Source organism: Cupriavidus sp. GW822-FHT02D05, assembly GCF_058802485.1.
The window spans coordinates 156,238-172,136 of sequence record NZ_JBXAOE010000021.1; the positions used below are offsets into that span (position 1 = coordinate 156,238).

The 15,899-nt window shown below is 62.2% G+C and carries 17 protein-coding genes; 11 read left to right on the forward strand and 6 right to left on the reverse strand.

The genetic code is table 11. From position 1 onward, the window contains the following. Positions 1-67 precede the first annotated feature (67 nt). The 3 genes from AC1RQK_RS26505 to AC1RQK_RS26515 all read left to right on the forward strand — a co-directional run bounded on the left by AC1RQK_RS26505 (position 68) and on the right by AC1RQK_RS26515 (position 3,685). Positions 68-1,126, forward strand: coding sequence for a beta-keto acid cleavage family enzyme (locus AC1RQK_RS26505; protein ID WP_492371267.1), 1,059 nt, complete (start codon positions 68-70; stop codon positions 1,124-1,126). Between the two features lie 70 nt (positions 1,127-1,196). Continuing rightward, complete coding sequence (locus tag AC1RQK_RS26510; RefSeq protein ID WP_492371268.1) at positions 1,197-2,168, forward strand: quinone oxidoreductase family protein; 972 nt, start codon at positions 1,197-1,199, stop codon at positions 2,166-2,168. A 182-nt stretch (positions 2,169-2,350) separates the two neighbouring features. Beyond that, positions 2,351-3,685 (forward strand): spinster family MFS transporter, encoded by a 1,335-nt coding sequence (locus tag AC1RQK_RS26515; protein ID WP_492371269.1) that lies wholly within the window; start codon positions 2,351-2,353, stop codon positions 3,683-3,685. 43 nt (positions 3,686-3,728) lie between these two features. On the opposite strand, the gene AC1RQK_RS26520 is transcribed toward AC1RQK_RS26515, so the two are convergent. The 5 genes from AC1RQK_RS26520 to AC1RQK_RS26540 form a co-directional block, all read right to left on the reverse strand. Beyond that, a complete protein-coding gene (locus AC1RQK_RS26520) occupies positions 3,729-5,267 on the reverse strand; it encodes a TolC family protein (RefSeq protein WP_492811991.1) in 1,539 nt (512 codons plus the stop codon). Next, on the reverse strand, positions 5,254-7,272 hold the full coding sequence (locus AC1RQK_RS26525; protein WP_492371271.1) for an FUSC family protein: 2,019 nt from the start codon (positions 7,270-7,272) through the stop codon (positions 5,254-5,256). Before AC1RQK_RS26525 ends, AC1RQK_RS26520 begins: the two co-directional genes overlap by 14 nt. Beyond that, complete coding sequence (gene mdtN / locus AC1RQK_RS26530; RefSeq protein WP_492811993.1) at positions 7,253-8,302, reverse strand: multidrug transporter subunit MdtN; 1,050 nt, start codon at positions 8,300-8,302, stop codon at positions 7,253-7,255. Before mdtN ends, AC1RQK_RS26525 begins: the two co-directional genes overlap by 20 nt. Then, positions 8,299-8,562, reverse strand: coding sequence for a hypothetical protein (locus AC1RQK_RS26535; protein WP_492811995.1), 264 nt, complete (start codon positions 8,560-8,562; stop codon positions 8,299-8,301). The genes mdtN and AC1RQK_RS26535 overlap by 4 nt, the downstream gene beginning before the upstream one ends. A 208-nt stretch (positions 8,563-8,770) precedes the next feature. After that, positions 8,771-9,160, reverse strand: a complete 390-nt coding sequence (locus AC1RQK_RS26540; protein WP_492811997.1) for a helix-turn-helix domain-containing protein — start codon at positions 9,158-9,160, stop codon at positions 8,771-8,773. Positions 9,161-9,400: 240 nt separating this feature from the next. Between AC1RQK_RS26540 and AC1RQK_RS26545 the strand changes: the two genes are divergently transcribed. From AC1RQK_RS26545 to AC1RQK_RS26580, 8 genes are all read left to right on the forward strand, one after another. Continuing rightward, positions 9,401-10,675 (forward strand): replication initiation factor domain-containing protein, encoded by a 1,275-nt coding sequence (locus tag AC1RQK_RS26545; protein ID WP_492811999.1) that lies wholly within the window; start codon positions 9,401-9,403, stop codon positions 10,673-10,675. Then, positions 10,659-10,958 carry a hypothetical protein gene (locus AC1RQK_RS26550; protein WP_492812001.1) on the forward strand — a complete coding sequence of 100 codons (300 nt, stop codon included), beginning with the start codon at positions 10,659-10,661 and terminating at the stop codon, positions 10,956-10,958. Before AC1RQK_RS26545 ends, AC1RQK_RS26550 begins: the two co-directional genes overlap by 17 nt. 2 nt (positions 10,959-10,960) lie before the next feature. Continuing rightward, entirely contained in the window at positions 10,961-11,155 is a 195-nt protein-coding gene (locus AC1RQK_RS26555; protein WP_492812003.1) for a hypothetical protein, read from the forward strand. After that, a complete protein-coding gene (locus AC1RQK_RS26560; RefSeq protein WP_492812005.1) occupies positions 11,152-11,409 on the forward strand; it encodes a hypothetical protein in 258 nt (85 codons plus the stop codon). Before AC1RQK_RS26555 ends, AC1RQK_RS26560 begins: the two co-directional genes overlap by 4 nt. Positions 11,410-11,450: 41 nt before the next feature. Next, complete coding sequence (locus AC1RQK_RS26565; protein ID WP_492812007.1) at positions 11,451-11,642, forward strand: major capsid protein; 192 nt, start codon at positions 11,451-11,453, stop codon at positions 11,640-11,642. 492 nt (positions 11,643-12,134) lie between these two features. Continuing rightward, positions 12,135-13,211: a hypothetical protein gene (locus AC1RQK_RS26570; protein ID WP_492812009.1), complete on the forward strand. Its 1,077-nt coding sequence runs from the start codon at positions 12,135-12,137 to the stop codon at positions 13,209-13,211. After that, entirely contained in the window at positions 13,211-13,510 is a 300-nt protein-coding gene (locus tag AC1RQK_RS26575) for a DUF2523 domain-containing protein (protein ID WP_492812011.1), read from the forward strand. Before AC1RQK_RS26570 ends, AC1RQK_RS26575 begins: the two co-directional genes overlap by 1 nt. Further along, the gene (locus AC1RQK_RS26580) at positions 13,507-14,661 is read left to right on the forward strand and encodes a zonular occludens toxin domain-containing protein (RefSeq protein ID WP_492812013.1); all 1,155 of its coding nucleotides are present in this window, start codon (positions 13,507-13,509) and stop codon (positions 14,659-14,661) included. Before AC1RQK_RS26575 ends, AC1RQK_RS26580 begins: the two co-directional genes overlap by 4 nt. Positions 14,662-14,869: 208 nt before the next feature. On the opposite strand, the gene AC1RQK_RS26585 is transcribed toward AC1RQK_RS26580, so the two are convergent. Beyond that, positions 14,870-15,154, reverse strand: a complete 285-nt coding sequence (locus tag AC1RQK_RS26585) for a hypothetical protein (RefSeq protein WP_492812015.1) — start codon at positions 15,152-15,154, stop codon at positions 14,870-14,872. Positions 15,155-15,899: the final 745 nt, after the last annotated feature.

Here is a 15,899-nt window from a genome sequence, read left to right on the forward strand (position 1 = left end):
CCTGGTGTTCTGATCCTCACTCTCGCTAACCCTATCCCCTTTCTTCTTTCCCCCCTGGAGACACGCCATGAACTTTCTCGACGGACACCTGTTCCCCGAAAACCAGCAGCCGCTCATCATCACGGCCGCGCCCTACGCGCCGTCCTATGTCCCCTCTGACTTTCCCGAGGACATCCCGGTGACGATGGAGGCGCAGATCCAGAAGGCCGTGGATTGCTACAACGCGGGTGCCACGGTGCTGCACCTGCACGTACGCGAACTCGATGGCCGCGGCTCCAAGCGTTTGTCCAAATTCAACGAACTGGTCGCCGGCGTGCGCAAGGCCGTGCCCGAGATGATCATCCAGGTGGGTGGTTCGATCTCCTTCGCGCCGGAGACCGATGGCGCTGCCGCCAAGTGGCTCTCCGACGATACGCGCCACATGCTGGCCGATCTCGACCCCAAGCCCGACCAGGTCACCGTGACCGTGAACACCTCGCAGATGAATGTGCTGGAGCACTTCGATTACGAAGACCTGCGTGGCACGTCGATGGAAGATCCGGCCACCTTTCAGGCTTACAAGGAAATGACGGTGCCCTCGCAGCCAGGCTGGGTCGAGGAGCACATCCGCCGCCTGTCGGCTGCTGGCATCCAAAGCGCTTTCCAGTGCTACAACATCAACAGCTTCGAGTCGGTCGAGCGCCTGATGCGCAGGGGCATCTACAAAGGCCCGCTGGTCATGAACTGGGTGGCCATCAGCGGCGGCATGGACGCGCCCAACATCTACAACATGGCTAACATCGTGCGCGCCGTGCCCGATGGCGCAGTGCTGACGGTGGAAAGCTCCGTGCTCAACGTGCTGCCGATCAACATGATGGGCATCGCCATGGGCCTGCACGTGCGCTGCGGCATCGAGGACAACCTCTGGAATCAGCAGCGCTCCAGTAAGTTCAGCACGGTCCAGCAGATCGAGCAACTGGTGCGCATTTCACGTGAGTTCGGCCGCCCGATCGCCACCGCGCAGCAGGCGCGCGAGATTTCCAAGATCGGTGTGTTCTACGACACCGTGGAGGAGTCCCTGGCGGCCAATGGCTTCGCGCCCAACCGCGTCGGTCGCCAGCAGGGTCATCTGCGCAAGGTCGCCTGAGCGCCGCCACGCCCTGGCTCAACTGAGTCGGCGGCGCGAAGCCCCACAGAACATACACAGGAACACAATCATGTCAAAAGCCATTCGCTTGTACGAAACCGGCGGCCCGCAAGTGCTGAAGTTCGAGGACGTCGAAGTCGGCGAGCCTGGCCCCGGCGAGGCCCGCGTGCGCCACAGCTACATCGCGCTGAATTTCATCGATATCTATTTCCGCACCGGCCGCTACCCGCTGGCGCTGCCCAACGGGCTGGGCTCCGACGCGGTCGGTGTGGTCGAGGCCGTGGGTTCCGGCGTGACGGACATCCGCGTGGGTGACCGCGTCGGCTACCTGATCGGACCGCAGGGCGCTTACTCCCAGGTGCGCGTGATGCCGGCCGCGGTGCTGATCCCGCTGCCCGATGGCATTTCCGAGCGCACCGCCGCCACGCTGATGATGAAGGGCATGACGGCGCAATACCTGTTCCGTCAGGTCTACCCGCTCCAGGGTGGCGAGACCATCCTCTACCACGCGGCTGCGGGTGGCGTGGGGCTGATCGCCTGCCAGTGGGCGCGGGCGATGGGCGTCACCATGATCGGAACCGTAAGTACCGACGAGAAGGCCGCGATCGCCAAGGCCAACGGCTGTGCGCACACCATCGTGACCTCGCGCGAGAACATCGTGCAGCGCGTCAAGGAGATCACCGACGGCAAGGGGGTTCCGGTGGTCTATGACTCGGTGGGCAAGGACACGCTGGAAGCCTCGCTGGACTGCCTGCAGCCGCGCGGTTCGCTGATCAGCAACGGCACCTCGTCGGGAGCGGTGATCGTCGACTCCCAGATGCTGGCCGTGAAGGGATCTATCTGGTTCACGCGGCCCGCCATGATGCACTATATCCAGCCGCGCGCGCACATGCTGGACATGGCCAAGGAACTGTTCGACCACGTGCTGGCCGGGCGCATCGCGAGCGAGCCCCAGCAGACCTTTGCCCTGGCCGATGCCGCCGACGCGCATCGGGCGCTCGAGTCGCGCAAGACAGTAGGCTCCACCGTCCTGGTGCCCTGACAGGGCACTGTCACGTTGCAGAAGCACACGCGGCATGCATCAAGGGCGCATTGCTGGCGTGTCCGCCTGACTTTGAACGCACCATGCCGGAAGGTTGCCGGCAATGCCCGTTGCACGTAGCAGACTGTGCAAGCATCAGAGGTGGCTCTCAATGCAAGAGCCGACCCACTATGGAGACACGCATGAACCCGCACATCCCGCATTCCGGACCCGATGATCGCGACGACTATCTGGTCAGCCGGCCCCGAGCTTGGTTTGCCTTTGCCATGACCTTTGCGCTGATGCTGTTCGACTACATCGACCGGCAGGTCATTGTCTCGTTGTTTCCCCACTTGAAGGAGGCGTGGAGCTTGTCGGACAAGCAGCTTGGCGCACTGGTGTCGATCATCTCGATCGTTGTCGCACTGGGCGGCCTGCCCGTCGCTCTTCTGGCCGATCGGATGAGCCGGGTCAAGAGTGTCGCCGTGATGGCAACGGTATGGAGCGTAGCGACCATCTCATGCATGTTTACTCGCAACTACAGTCAGCTATTTGCCGCGCGCGCCATGGTCGGCGTTGGCGAAAGTGGCTATGGTTCCGTCGGTGCGGCACTGATTGCGAGCTTGTTCCCTAAGCGCATGCGCTCCATGTTGCTGGGAGCGTTCTTTGCCGCCGGCTCCATTGGCGCGGTCCTCGGCGTCATGCTGGGCGGCGTGATCGCCCAGCGCTGGGGCTGGCAGGCAGCGTTCGGCGTGGTGGGCTTCCCGGGCCTGGCAATCGCGCTGCTGTACCTGTTCGTGCCTGACTACAAGACCGTGGAACTGACATCCCGGCTGCACAAGGCGAAGGAATCACCATGGAACTTCATCAGGCACGTCGCAAGCGCGTTGTCTGACTCGCGTACGGTTTGGTGGACCTGCGTCGGCGCAGCGTTTCAGCTCATCGTGGTGTCTACCGTCTGGGCCTGGCTCCCCAGCTACTTCAACCGGTTCCACGGCGCAGCCCCGGATGTTGCCGCCAAGCAGGCGGCGCTGATCGTGTTGTGCGGTGCGCTGGGGGCCTTCGTATGGGGTCTCGTGGTGGACAGGGCGGCTGCACGCCGACCGCGCAACAAGCCTCTCGCCGTGGCCTTCCTGTGCGTGGCGACCCTGCTGGTTTTTGTTGCGGCCTTTACCGTTGCGATGCCAGCCAGCCAGCAGTTCCTGCTCATTGCGTTGGGCGGTTTCCTGATGACGTGTACGGTAGGGCCGGCGGCGGGTATTGTGCTCGACGTCGTTCACCCGGGTGTGCGTTCCACCGGCGCGGCACTACTGTCGCTCTTTCAGAATATGTTTGGCCTTGCGGTTGGGCCTTTCGTCGGGGGGGCGATTTCGGACGCCCTTGGCCTGCAGACGGCCCTTGCGGTGATGCCGGCATTCGGCTTGGTCGCCGCCGCATGTTTTCTTTTGGCGGCGCGCCAGTATGAATCGGATCTGCATCGGGCCGACATACGCCTGCAGACTTACACCGAAGTACCGCTCGCATCGGCATCCGCCTGATGGGTTTTGGAAGCAGAGGGGGGTGGAGTCGGATTCGGGTGGCTCAACGCATCGAGCCGATCGCCCCGGTCGCAAGCGCCAGCGTGGCGGCGGCGGCCAGCGCGCCGCTATACGCGTCGGTCGACGCGTTCCATGCCAGCAGCAACTGGGTCTGCGCCAGGTTGGCTTCGGTTACCGATCCCACGCCCTTGCTATATGCAGCAAAGGCCGCGTTGTAGGTGACCTGGGCGGCGTCGGCCAGCGCCTTGGCCGCGTCGTACGCCGCCAGGCTCGATTCGAGCGCGCTCTGGCTGACCACCACTTGCCGTACCGATTCTTCCTTGGCGCGCGTCAGCCGGGCCGATGCGCTGTCGACGTCATTGCGCGACTGCGCGACCACCGCCGAGCGCACCCCGCCGTCGTAAATGGGCACGGTAACGCCAAGGAATACGCTAGCGCCGTAGCGATAGCCGTTGAGGTTCAGCGTCGGCGGCTGCTGGCCGATTGGCGGAATCGCCGAGATGGACGATCCACCCGACGCATATGACGTGTACGCGGACAGGAACACCTTGGGCAGGAACGCCGCCTCGGCCGCCTTGACCTTGGCCTGGCTGGCACGCTCGACCGCGTAGGCGCTCAGCACGTCGGGCCGCTGCGCGATCGCGCTTTCCACGATCTGCTCGATGGAGCCGCGCAAGGCGGGCGACAAGGGCCGCACGGGCATTTCGGCGATGCGTGGTTTGGACAACGGCGAGATACCGATGGCCGTGAGCAGGGCCAGATACGCGTCGGTCTCGGCGCCCTGTGCTTGCACCATCGCAAGGTTGGTCTGCGCACGGTTCTGGGTGGCCTGCGCCACCTCCACGACCGTGCCGATGCCGCGCTGGTAGCGGGCTTTGGCGGCCGCGAGCACGGCATCGGCGTTGGTCATGGCCTGCTGCACCGTGCCGCCGCGCGACCGGGCAGCCTGATAGCGGTAGAACGCCACGCTGACATCGTGCACGATGCGCTGGTGAACAGCCGTGAACGCAATATTGACGGCGATCGAAGTTTGCTCCGCGGCATCGACAATCCCCGCACGTTCACCGAAATCGAACAGCAGCCATTGCAGCGACAGTACCGACACCGCGCCGTGGGTGGATGTGTTGGTGCCGGCCGATCCCAGGGGCGTGCTGGTGGAAAGATGCCCGTTCTGGTAGCCGCCCATGGCCGCGGCCGAGATGTGCGGCAGGTAGCTGGCCTTGGCGATGCCTGCGGCCAGCGCCGCATTGCGTGCGTCGTTCCACGCGATGCGCGTCAGCGGGTTGGCGGACTCGGCCATGTCGATCAGTTCCGGCAGCGAGTAAGCGTGCGCCGGATCGAGCGCGGGCGGCGGTGCGATCGACGCCAGCGCTGAATTGGCGGGTAGCGTGTAGTCGGAAGGCCCTGGCGCGGGTGCGGCCCTGGCCGCGGCGCCGGGCACGATTTCTCCGGATGCCGTGGTGGCGGGCTGCCACGGCCGATCGGCTTGCACAGGCGCGAGATTCAGCGACGACGTGGCACAACCGGCCAGCGTCGCGGCAATCAGCGATAGCGGAATCACCAGCGAATCACGTTTGCGCATGGATTGGGGAAGGGTGGGCCGCCTGCGCGGCGTCGGCAACGGAGGCGGTCAGGCGTTTGTCGATGAGAGCCAGCAAGGCGTCGCGGGCTGGGCCGTCGTGACCGGCGGCGTCAGTGGCCTCAGTGGCGTGGGTGGTATCGGTGGGCTGCACTGGCTGCGGCGCCGTATCGTGCGCCCGCAGCGTGCGAAGCCGCTGCACGAGGTCAGGGTCGCCCGGGAACCGCTCGGCGAACAGGAACGCCGGACCGGCAATCGCGTCGAGCGAGCGCAGGCGCCGCTGGCGGTCTTCGACCCACTCGGGTGCCGGGCCCACGGGCGCAGGCTCGTAGTGCGCGAGGATCAGGTCCTGCGCAATATCGCCCTGCAAGGCCAGCGCGGCCGTGGCATGCCCGCGCCGGTCGTCGGGCCGCCTGGCATGCGCCAGTTGCTGCCATTGCTCGACCAGCCGGCCCAGCGCCGCTTCGATGCGCGCGGCAATGCTGACCGGCCAGATGCGCGTGAAGACCAGGTAGACCATCAGGTTGCCAAGCATGATGCCGATGACCCGGTCACGCGCGATGGTCAGGTCAAAGCCTGGGCCTGCGCCCTGGATGACACACAGGTAGAACGCGAACGCGATCTGGAAGCCAGCGTAGGCGATGCGCGCAGAGCCTTGCGCAACCCAGGCCGATATCCACGAGCCCGCGAAGACGAGCAACATGAGTGCGCCCACCGACGACAGCGAAGGCACGACATAGACGAGGGCGGCCGTGCCGATGACCGCGCCGGCCAGGCAGCCGGCCAGCCGCAGCGCGAGCTTCTCCACGGTCTCCGCGGCGGTCCCGAGCGACACGAGATAACACGTGATGAAGCAGGTATGAATGCCTGGCCAGTTGAGCTGCTGATAGAGCAGGTAGCAGAACATGGCCGCTCCGGTGGTCTTGAGCGCGTAGTGGATGTGGTCGCGATTGCTAAAGGCATCTGCGTCGAGGAAGCCGCCACGGCGGGTTGCGGGCGTCGGGGCTGTCGCTGTGTCCGTCGCCGTGTCCGCTTCAGGGGGCTCGGCAAAGCCGTTGATGGCCGAGTGCAGTTCCCTGGCAACCGCCGCCTGCGCCGGCGCAAGCTGGCTGGAGTCCGGTGGGCTCAGCCCGATCTCCACGGGATAGCCGCCCGCATCGAGCATGCGCGCCATCGCGTCAAGCGTGTCGGCGATCGGATCGGCAACCGGGGCGGGCAGGGGTGCGCCCGGCTGCCGGCAGGCGACATCGACCGCCAGCAGGATCGCCATGGTTGACGCCGCGGCATGACGTAGCGCGGCTACGTCGCTGGCCTTGGCCGAGCCTTCGATCCTTGCCAGCTTCAGCCAGCCCGCCACCGGCTGAACGCCGGCGTGCAAGGCTGCGTGCAGCGCGGCGCCGTCCGGTGGCGGATCGCGCAGGCAGGCCGCCGCCACGCGCAGGCAATGGGCCAGCCGGTCGCAGGCCAGCCGGCGCGGCGCCGCCCCCAGCACCAGGTTGACCACCACGTTCACGCCGATCGGAATTGCCACCATCAGCCAGGCATAGAGCAGGGCGCGCGTGGCGATCTCGCCGCCGGGCACCAGGCCGAGTTCGTCGAGCCCGAACCCGATGATCATGGCGATGATGGCGCCCACCGGGCGCAGCTTGCTGGCTGAGGTCAGGAAGAGCAGGGCGGCCGACAGCACGGCCATGCACACCACCCGGCGCAGTGGGTCATCGACGCTGAAATCGGCCAGCAGCATCACAAGTCCGATGATGATGCTGACCAGCACCAGCGCCGCCACGCTCATCACGATGCTGGTGGTGCGATCCGCCCGGTTGATGAAAAAGACGATATAGGCGGAGATGGCCGCCTCCGGCGTGCCATAGATGCTGGTGACGAGCACCGTCAACGTGCAAGCCACGGCAATGCGCGTGGTGGCCGATGCGCGGCCAGGAAACGGTGCCAGCAGGGCGCCGAGATCGGCCAGCCCGAGACGCAACTTGTCAGCGGCAGGCTGCGCCATGCCGGATCTCGACGGTTGCACTCGCGCCCACCCGGGCCAGCGTTTCCGGCGGTTCTTCCAGCTTGATCCGCACCGGGAATCGTTTGGCAACATGCACCCAGTTCACCGACGGCTGGACATAGGGCAGGGAACGCGGCAGGTTCAGGCGCTCGGTATCGGCGATGCCAATGCCAATGCCCTCGACCTTGCCGCGCATGGCATGGCTGCGGTCGATCATCGAATAGACCGTGGCGCAATCGCCCAGCCGGATATCGGCCAGCTGGGTTTCACGGAAATTGGCGACGGCGAACCATTCGCCGGTATGCACTAGCAGGAAGAGGGACTGATTGGGAATCACCACTTCGCCGGACAACACAGTCAGGCCGCTCACGCGGCCGTCATGCGGGGCGCGAACCACGGTGTCGTCCAGTGCCCGCTGGGCGATGGCCAGAGCCGCCTCGCGCGCTCGCACGGTCGCCGTGGCGTCGTCTTCCGTGCCCACCGCCTTTGCCGCCGCGGCACGCTGCACATTGGCCTGTTTCAGCGATACCGCCGCGTCGCGCTGCGCCACCTCGGCCTGGTCGAGCTGCTGCTTCGGCACGTAGCCATCCGCGGCCAACGGGCGCAGACGCTCCACGGTGCGCGCGGTCAGCGCGTAGTTCTGCTCGGTACGCGCGGTCTGCTCCGAGGCAATCGCCGCGTTGGCGTGTTCGGTGGCAATCGCGCGTCTGCGCGTGCCCAGCGCAGCCTGCGCCAGTTCCAGATCGGCAGTCGCCTGGGCCACGGCTAGCCGGTATGGCACAGGATCGATCTCGAACAGCACGTCGCCCTTGGCCACGTGCTGGTTCTCGCTGACGAGGATCCTCGCGATCCTCCCGCCCACGGGCGAGGCCACATGCACCATGTCGGCATCGAGCCCGGCATCGTCGGAAGACGGAAACCGCACGGTGCGATGCCAAGCATAGATGGAGAGCAGGATGGCCAGAACAACGATCGCCAGGGTGATCAAGTTCCCGCGCAGCGGGCTTTTGCGGACGCCGGCCATTTTCATAGGATGTGTCCCGTAGCCGATAGCCAGACGATTTCAGCGACCATCAGGCCGATTGCCGTGTTCACCAGCAGCGGGAAGCCGACGATATCAGCCCAGCCGGCCAGGATAAACAGCCGCCAGGAAATGACAGCGCCCAGGATGCCGATCAGGGCGCTCAAGAGCCAAAGCGGAAAATAGGCGCCAAACAGGCTGAAGGACGGAGCGCCGGCGCAACCATAGAGCGAAGCGGCCAACGCGACAAGCACAAGCGAGCGTGCCATGGGATCTGGGGCAGGAATGGTTCACGCAATATAGCAGCGAGTATTCGCGATTGTCCAAGGGACAAGGAAAACTTGGCGTTGGAGCTTGAACACAATCCCTCTTGGTCAACTCCGGGCTGACGATGCACTGCGCTGTTGGGGCCAAGGATGGGGGGGATGGATGCTCAGCCAGTCAGTGTCTCAGGCGTGGATTTAGAATTTTTATGATTTAACATAACAATGACTGGGCCAGCCGATGAATGGCTCCAGTGTTGGCTTGCAGGGGAGAAGATGTCACAAAATTTGTGACACTAGCGACCAGAACGGCGAGGGTGGCGGGGGCCGCTGCTGGGGCCATCCTCCTCGAAAAAACTTCCCACAGCGACTTCTGACCAGCACGCTCTGCACGGTCCAGGTCGGCGGCCATGATGACCTGCAACGGGTCATCCATTTCTAGTGCTATAGCCACTCGTAGGCACATCTCGTGGTCCATCGTACGGGTGCCCGTGCGCCATTGGCTGATCGTGTTCGGGCCGACTTCGAGGTAAGCGGCCAACGCACGGTCATTCTTCAAGCTGTACCGCTCCATCACCGCGTCTAGAAACTTTGCGCTTTTCATGTGCACCTCTCCTTGCATATGTTCTCACCCGAGACTATATTCTCACCTGTGAACGTTCTCGCCCGAGAACTTTCACGAATGATAGTCGGTAAACCGCGAGGGGTAAACGATGGTGCTAACGGGGTTGTATCTAGCTGTTGCAGCGGGGGTAGGTGCCGCTGCCGCGCTTGGCGCGTGGGCGGGGCTGTGGGCCGCTGCGAGCGTCGCTACGGCCCTTGTAGACACTCGGCGGGGTGCGTGATGCGCAAGCTCAAGACTGAGTGCACCCCGGTGAACGCGGCGGCGGTGGCTGTGGTGCAGAGCGGCGCGGGTGCTGGGCGCGCTTGCGCGACCGGCGCACGCGGCGCGACAGCGCCGTATGCCCCCCCCTCTAGTAACACGGGGGGAACGGAAGGGATGGCGTGCGCAGTACCGATGCCGATGCAATTGGTCATGACTGACTCTGGCGACGTGAAGGCGGTGATGGTCCGTGTTCCGGTTGACGGTCAGGTGGCCATGATCGATACGCTGCGATTCACTATCGGCGAAGAAACGTTTCGGCATGAGGCAGTCGGCGGGGTCGATGACGTGGCTTACATCATGGCGCTGTCGGACCAGCTCACACAGATTTTTGGTTTCGGCGTCACTAAGGATCTGAAGCACGGGCGGGATTTTTACCTGAGCGCGTGGGAGCTTGGCGACAAGTATGGTCATGTTGGCATCGGCGGGCAGAACCAGCGCGCCACCATGATGGTGAGCCTGACCGGGGCAGGATGCTTGGCTGCGCGGGAAGGTTGGGAACATCGCCTGCACGAGTTTTTCAAGACGAAGGCCAAGCGGCCAACGATCACGCGTGTTGACTTGGCACACGATTGCTTCCAGGGGGAAGTGACCGTGGATCAGGCGGACCAGTGGTATGACGACGGTCTTTTCACCGCTTCGGTGAATGCGCCGCATCACGAGTACAAGGGCAACTGGAAGAAGCCCAATGGCAAGGGCCGCTCGCTGTATATCGGCATGCGCAAGAACGGCAAGCTTTGCCGTGTGTACGAGAAGGGTAGGGAGCAGGGTGACGCTACGTCAGAGTGGGTCCGTATCGAGGTCGAGTATCGCAACGTCAAGCGGATCATTCCGTTTGATGTGCTGATCGATCCTTCGGCCTTCTTCGTGGCGTCCTATCCGTGCCTGCGCTTCATGGACCCGGGTCGCCAGCCGGAGCGCATGGAAATCAAGCGCAAGACTGCGCAAATCAACGTCGATGCATCGCTGGACAACATTCGCACCAGCTATGGCAAGTATGTCCGCGTGCTGGTTGGTCTGCTCGGTGAGGAAGCGTTTCTAAAACGCGTGACTGCCAAGACTGATGACTGGCCCGAGCGTTTGAAGGTGCCCGGACATGAGTACTGCGATACGCCGTTGCACAAGCTGCCGCGTGTTCGCCGTTTCAACGAATTTGACCTCTCCGATGATGGCTGCGCGGGGAAGCCGGTCATACAAGCAGCCGCACAAAGGAATCATCATGCGTTTTACCAGTGAAGTGATCGTGTACGGCCTCAAGGCGTCTAAGGGCGATTTTGAAGGCACGGCGTTTGACTCGTGCAAGGCGTATGTGCTGACGCCTTTCGATGAATCGAAGGGTACGGCACGTGGTGCGGCCACGGCTGAGTATGCCATCGGCAAGTCGGATGAGTTCGATAAGTACGCGAAGATCGAACTGCCGTTCAAGGCTAAGGCCGATATGGAGATCACGACCAACGGCAAGACCATGAAGACCATCGTCCATAGCTTGGTGCCGTTGCCGGTCCAGAAGGCTTCTTAATCATGGGCGCGATTGTGTTCGTCGTACAGGAAGTGAACTCCGGTTTCTTCTTGTATCCCTGCGGGGGCGATGTGGGGTTCACCCATCGGTTGCGCGAGGCGGGCACGTTCGCGTCGCGTGAGGAAGCTGTGGAAACTGCGGTGGATCACTGCGACGAAGCCTTCGATGTGGTGGCCGTGTTGAACGAGAGGGGTTGATTGTGACGATGTGTGTTCAGGTCGAGGCTGGTTCCGGTGCTCTGGTGGCGGTCACTCCGCAGCCGGCTGATCTGAGCACCTGTGCCTATGTGGTGCAGGCGTCGTCGGAGTTTTTGAATAATCCGCTGGCGTTGTCGGCGGTCGATGGGCAGACGATTGGTACGGCGATTCTTTTGGTTTGGGCGGTCGCGTACGCGATACGAGCAGTGCTTGGCGCGTTGGCGTCGGGCGATGATTCTTCAGCGCTGAGCTGAGAGCCTGCCGGGGCATTCCGGCATTTTCGGGAGTTGGAAACATGAAATACGTTCGCAAGCTGGGTTATGCGGTTCCTCTGCTGGTAGTTGGTGGTGCTGCCAATGCATCGATCGATCCTTCGGTTTCGACTGCACTGTCGACCGCGGCTACCGATGCGGCTACGGTCGGCGCTGGCGTGATCCTGATCGTGCTCGCCGTTAAGGCGGTCAAGTGGTTGCGCTCGGCGCTCTGAGCGTCATTCAGGCCGCTTTAGCGGTCGCGGCTGCCGATGTGGGTACGGTCGGCGGTTTGCTCTTGATGTTGGCGCTCGTTATCAAGTCGGTCATTTGGTATCGGCGCTACTTCTAGGGTGCGGGGAGCTTCGGCTCCCCTTTTTTTCGGGGGCGGTATGGGTGTGTTCGTCGTGCTGGCAATCGTAGGCGCTGCTTGGATTATGTTCACGGGAAAATGAGGGGGCTTGTCTATGTCATCGTGCTCTGTGCACTTGGGGGGTGTGCGGCTCTGGATCGGTCGCCACCTGGGTCCTGTGTTACTGGCGTTAGTCATTGCGTTTGGCCTGACGTTGGGTTCTGATGCTCGGGCCGATGCGAGTAGTACCTACACCTGGACTACGTACTATCCCACCAAGATGTTTTCGGACGGAGCAAGTGCGTGTCATTACTATCACGTCACCCGTTATAGCGCTAATAACTGGGTGGAGTCGGTGGTGTCCGGGACTTGCTATTTGAAAGACCCTAGCGGCTATCCCACTTGGGATACTGCAGCGCTTGCTTCTGGTGTTAAGTGCTGGGACGGCTCAAATCCAAATACGGCCTTGCCGGCGAATCAGCAGTGCAGTACGCAGCCGCTGGACTGTACGTCTGCTGCAGTCAAGTCGAAGTACATTGGGGCGTCGGTGCAGGGCACGGCGACTTCGCTGCCGTCTTCCATTTGCATTCAGGGCTGTGCGTATAACGCGGGGTCAGTCGGTGTGCAGTCTGGTGCGAGCTATGCGTCTGATATCGGTAGTGGGACCGGCGCGACGTGCAGCGGTGCGAACTACGATACGTTGGACACCACCACGAAGGCGACTGATCCGCCGTCGCTGATTAGCTGCTCCAAGCGTGGCATGACTTATGGCACGGTCAATGGTGTAGGCATGTGTGCTAAAGCTGGGACTATTCCGAATACGTCTGTGACGACTAACAATTCGCAAACGACGCAGGCCACGGATGCAAGCGGCGTGCAGGCTGCGGCGCAGAACACGAACACGGTTACCAATGTGAGCAACGTGAATGGGGTCCAGACGGTCACGCAAACGAAGACGAATCCGGATGGCTCGAAGACGTCGACTACGCAGCCGCAGGACAGCTTTTGTGCGAGCAATCCGAATGACAAGGTGTGTAAGGGCACCGACCAGAGTCAGGCGTCCGGTGGGGATGATTGCACGTCGCCGCCCGTGTGCAATGGGGATGCCGTGCAGTGCATGATGGTTAAGCAGGAGTACGGCACGCGGTGCGATAGCCAGAAGCCGAACGATGCGTCGGCGTTGGGGGCGAAGATTCTTGCAGGGCAAGATCCGGTCGCTAACCCTGCCGACAGTGTCAATCGGGACACGAAGCCGATTTCCAATTCGCTGGATCAGACGGCTTTTCTTGGCGCTGCTGGCGGGTTGCAGGACAAGGTTTTTACGGTGTCTGGGCAGTCGATCACGTTTCCCTTTTCCCGGCTCAATCAGTATCTGGTGTGGATTGGGCGTTTGTTCGTGGTGATGAGTTTGATTGGCGCGTTGCGCATCGTGCTAGGGGGGTTTAAGAAATAATGCCTGTCGCTCTGCTTGCGTTGCTTGGTGGGCTGGCGTGGATTGTCAGCTCGTTGGTCGGTCGGGTGCTGGTGGCGCTCGGCATTGGCTATGTCAGCTATACCGGGCTGACAGCGTGGGTCGGGTCCGTGAAGGACTTGATTCTGTCGAACCTGTATGCGTTGCCGCCTGAGTTCGTCCAGGTGATGAGTCTGGTCAAGCTCGACACGTGCATCAGTATTTTGTTCTCGGCCATTTCGGTGCGGCTCGTGCTTGAAGGGCTTTCGTCCGATACCATCACGAAAATGGTGATCAAATGAGTACCTCGGTCGTTACGTTGATCACTGGCTTGCAGGGCAATGGTAAGACGCTCATGGGTATCGATATGGTCAAGCGCGTGTCCGAGGCGGATAACGCGCAGGTGTACTACCACGGTATCAATGAGTTGGCGTTGCCTTGGTTGCCGCTGGAAAAGCCAGAGGATTGGCCGGACGTGCCGAATGGCTCCATTGTGTTTCTTGATGAGGCCCAGAAGCTGTTTCGGGTGCGCGCCAACGGTGCGGCGGTGCCGCGTTGGGTGTCCGAGTTGGAGACGTTGCGGCATCGGGGCATACGCTTGTATCTGCTGACGCAACATCCGATGTTGTTGGATACCAATGTGCGGCGGCTGTGCGGGCATCATATCCACTTGGTGCGCAAGTTCGGCGCGCAGGCGTCGAGCAAGCATGAGTGGAATGCGGTGCGCGAGAGCTGCGATAAGCCAGCGGGTCGCAAGGATTCGCAGCGCAGCACGTACAAGTTCAATAAGGCTATCTATACGCTGTACAAGTCGGCGGAGGTGCATACCGTCAAGCGTAAGATTCCGCCCAAGGTGTTGGCGATCATTCCGTTGGCGATTGCGGCGCTGGCGTTGCTCGGGTATGTGGGCTATCGCAAGGTCTATAAGCCGATGCACGGCGAGTCAGAGGAGGCGGCGATGATGAAAGCTGGCGGGCGATCTGGTGCGCCGGGTCAGATTGCTTATGGAACGGAAGGGGACCGGCGTTCGCGTCCCTTGACGACTGCGGAATATGTGCAGTCGTACACGCCGCGAATTGCCGGGTTGGATTACACGGCGCCTGCTTATGATGAGCTCACGAAACCGAAGCGTGTGCCTGTGCCTGCTGCTTGCGTGACGTTCAAGGGCGGCTGTAATTGCTATACGCAGCAGGGCACGCGGTTGCCTGTGCAGAAGGATCAGTGCGCGCAGATCGTGCAGACTGGTTTCTTCATGGCGTTTGATCCTGACGGTGAGCGAGTGCAGCAGGTGGCACCACCTGCGCCGGTTGCTTCGCCACAGCCGGTAGTTGCTCCGGTGCAGCAGGCTCCGGTACAGGTGGTGTTTGCGGATTCGTCGCGTCGTCCCCCGTCTGCGATGGATCTCGAAGTGTTCGATCAGCCGGAAAAGCCTCGGTTTGGCTATCGTCGATAGGGCGCGGCCGCGTGAAGTGGTGGCCTGTCTCGCGAATCCGTTAGGTTTTTTGAATCGACCAGTTTTGGAGTTGCTGGAAAAATCGTTTTTGTATTCTTAGCACTGGCGCGGGTTAGCGGGCGGTCCCAGCTCGAGCGCGTTCGAGCTGGTGCTAGCACCAGGTGCAAACCGCGGTTGTGATGTTTTTCGAAATTTCTGAATCGAGCGATTAGCTTTTTGCGATTTTGAGCAGGCCGCGCAGCATGGCGCCGTCGTAGTCCATGACGCGGGCCACAAGGCTGCGCAGCGTCTTGCAAAAGAACTGCTTGCCGTCCGGTCGAGTCCACACGAAGCCTTTGTTGAAGCGCACCAGCTTGCGTACGTAGAGCTTCAGGCGCAGTTGCACGAACGGGCGGAACAGGCCGGTAGCGCGCTTCACGGTGCGGCGCTTGGTGGCTGCGAGCCACAGTGCGTTGCACACGCCGCCGACCAGTCCGAGGTTCATCTGTTCCATGATTTTTCCTTTCAAAGTTACCGGGACGCTAGATTCTGAAGCCCCTCGTTTGGTGTCTTCGGGAGGCTTGCGAGGGAAGCTTCGTCACCAGTCCGCTGAGTTCCTTGCCCCGCGACCAAAATAGACGGTTGCTTGCGAAACGTGGAATACCGGACTGGAGCGAAGCGGAGGGAGGATATGCCGCGAAAGTTCGCAAGCAATCGGCTATGGTCGAGGAAGGGGCAAGGAACTCGGCGGGCTGGTGACGCTCCGACGCCGACCGGAGACGCTGCGCGGCGAGCGCCTATAGGGCGAAGCCCTCTGACTGTCAGTTTTCGGCGGTCAACCCGGCTGACGCGGCATGGCCGTATCGCTTAGGTGTTTGCCACAATTGACCGCATGACAGAACAAGAAAAACTAGGGGTCGCGCGGGAAATCCGCCATCTGTATTGGTTCATCCGCACCTACGGTCGAGGCCGCTTTGATGCGCTGCGCCGTCGCTACTATCGCAAGATCGCGGGTCAAAAAAAACGCCTACTAGACGCAGGCGTTACACAGAGGGAGGTGCTGGATTTGCTGATGTGCTGCCGTGCCGGGCGGTGTCGGCACTTGGGGTGTCTAGACTGCCGGGCGTGTTGCGCTATACCGTCTAACGATTTGACATAACAATGATTATCGGTGAGTTTGCCTGTAAAGGCCAAATCAGAATGTCCGCTTCCAGCCACATCAGAATGTCCTCTGGATAGACCTATACTGGTAGCGCCTG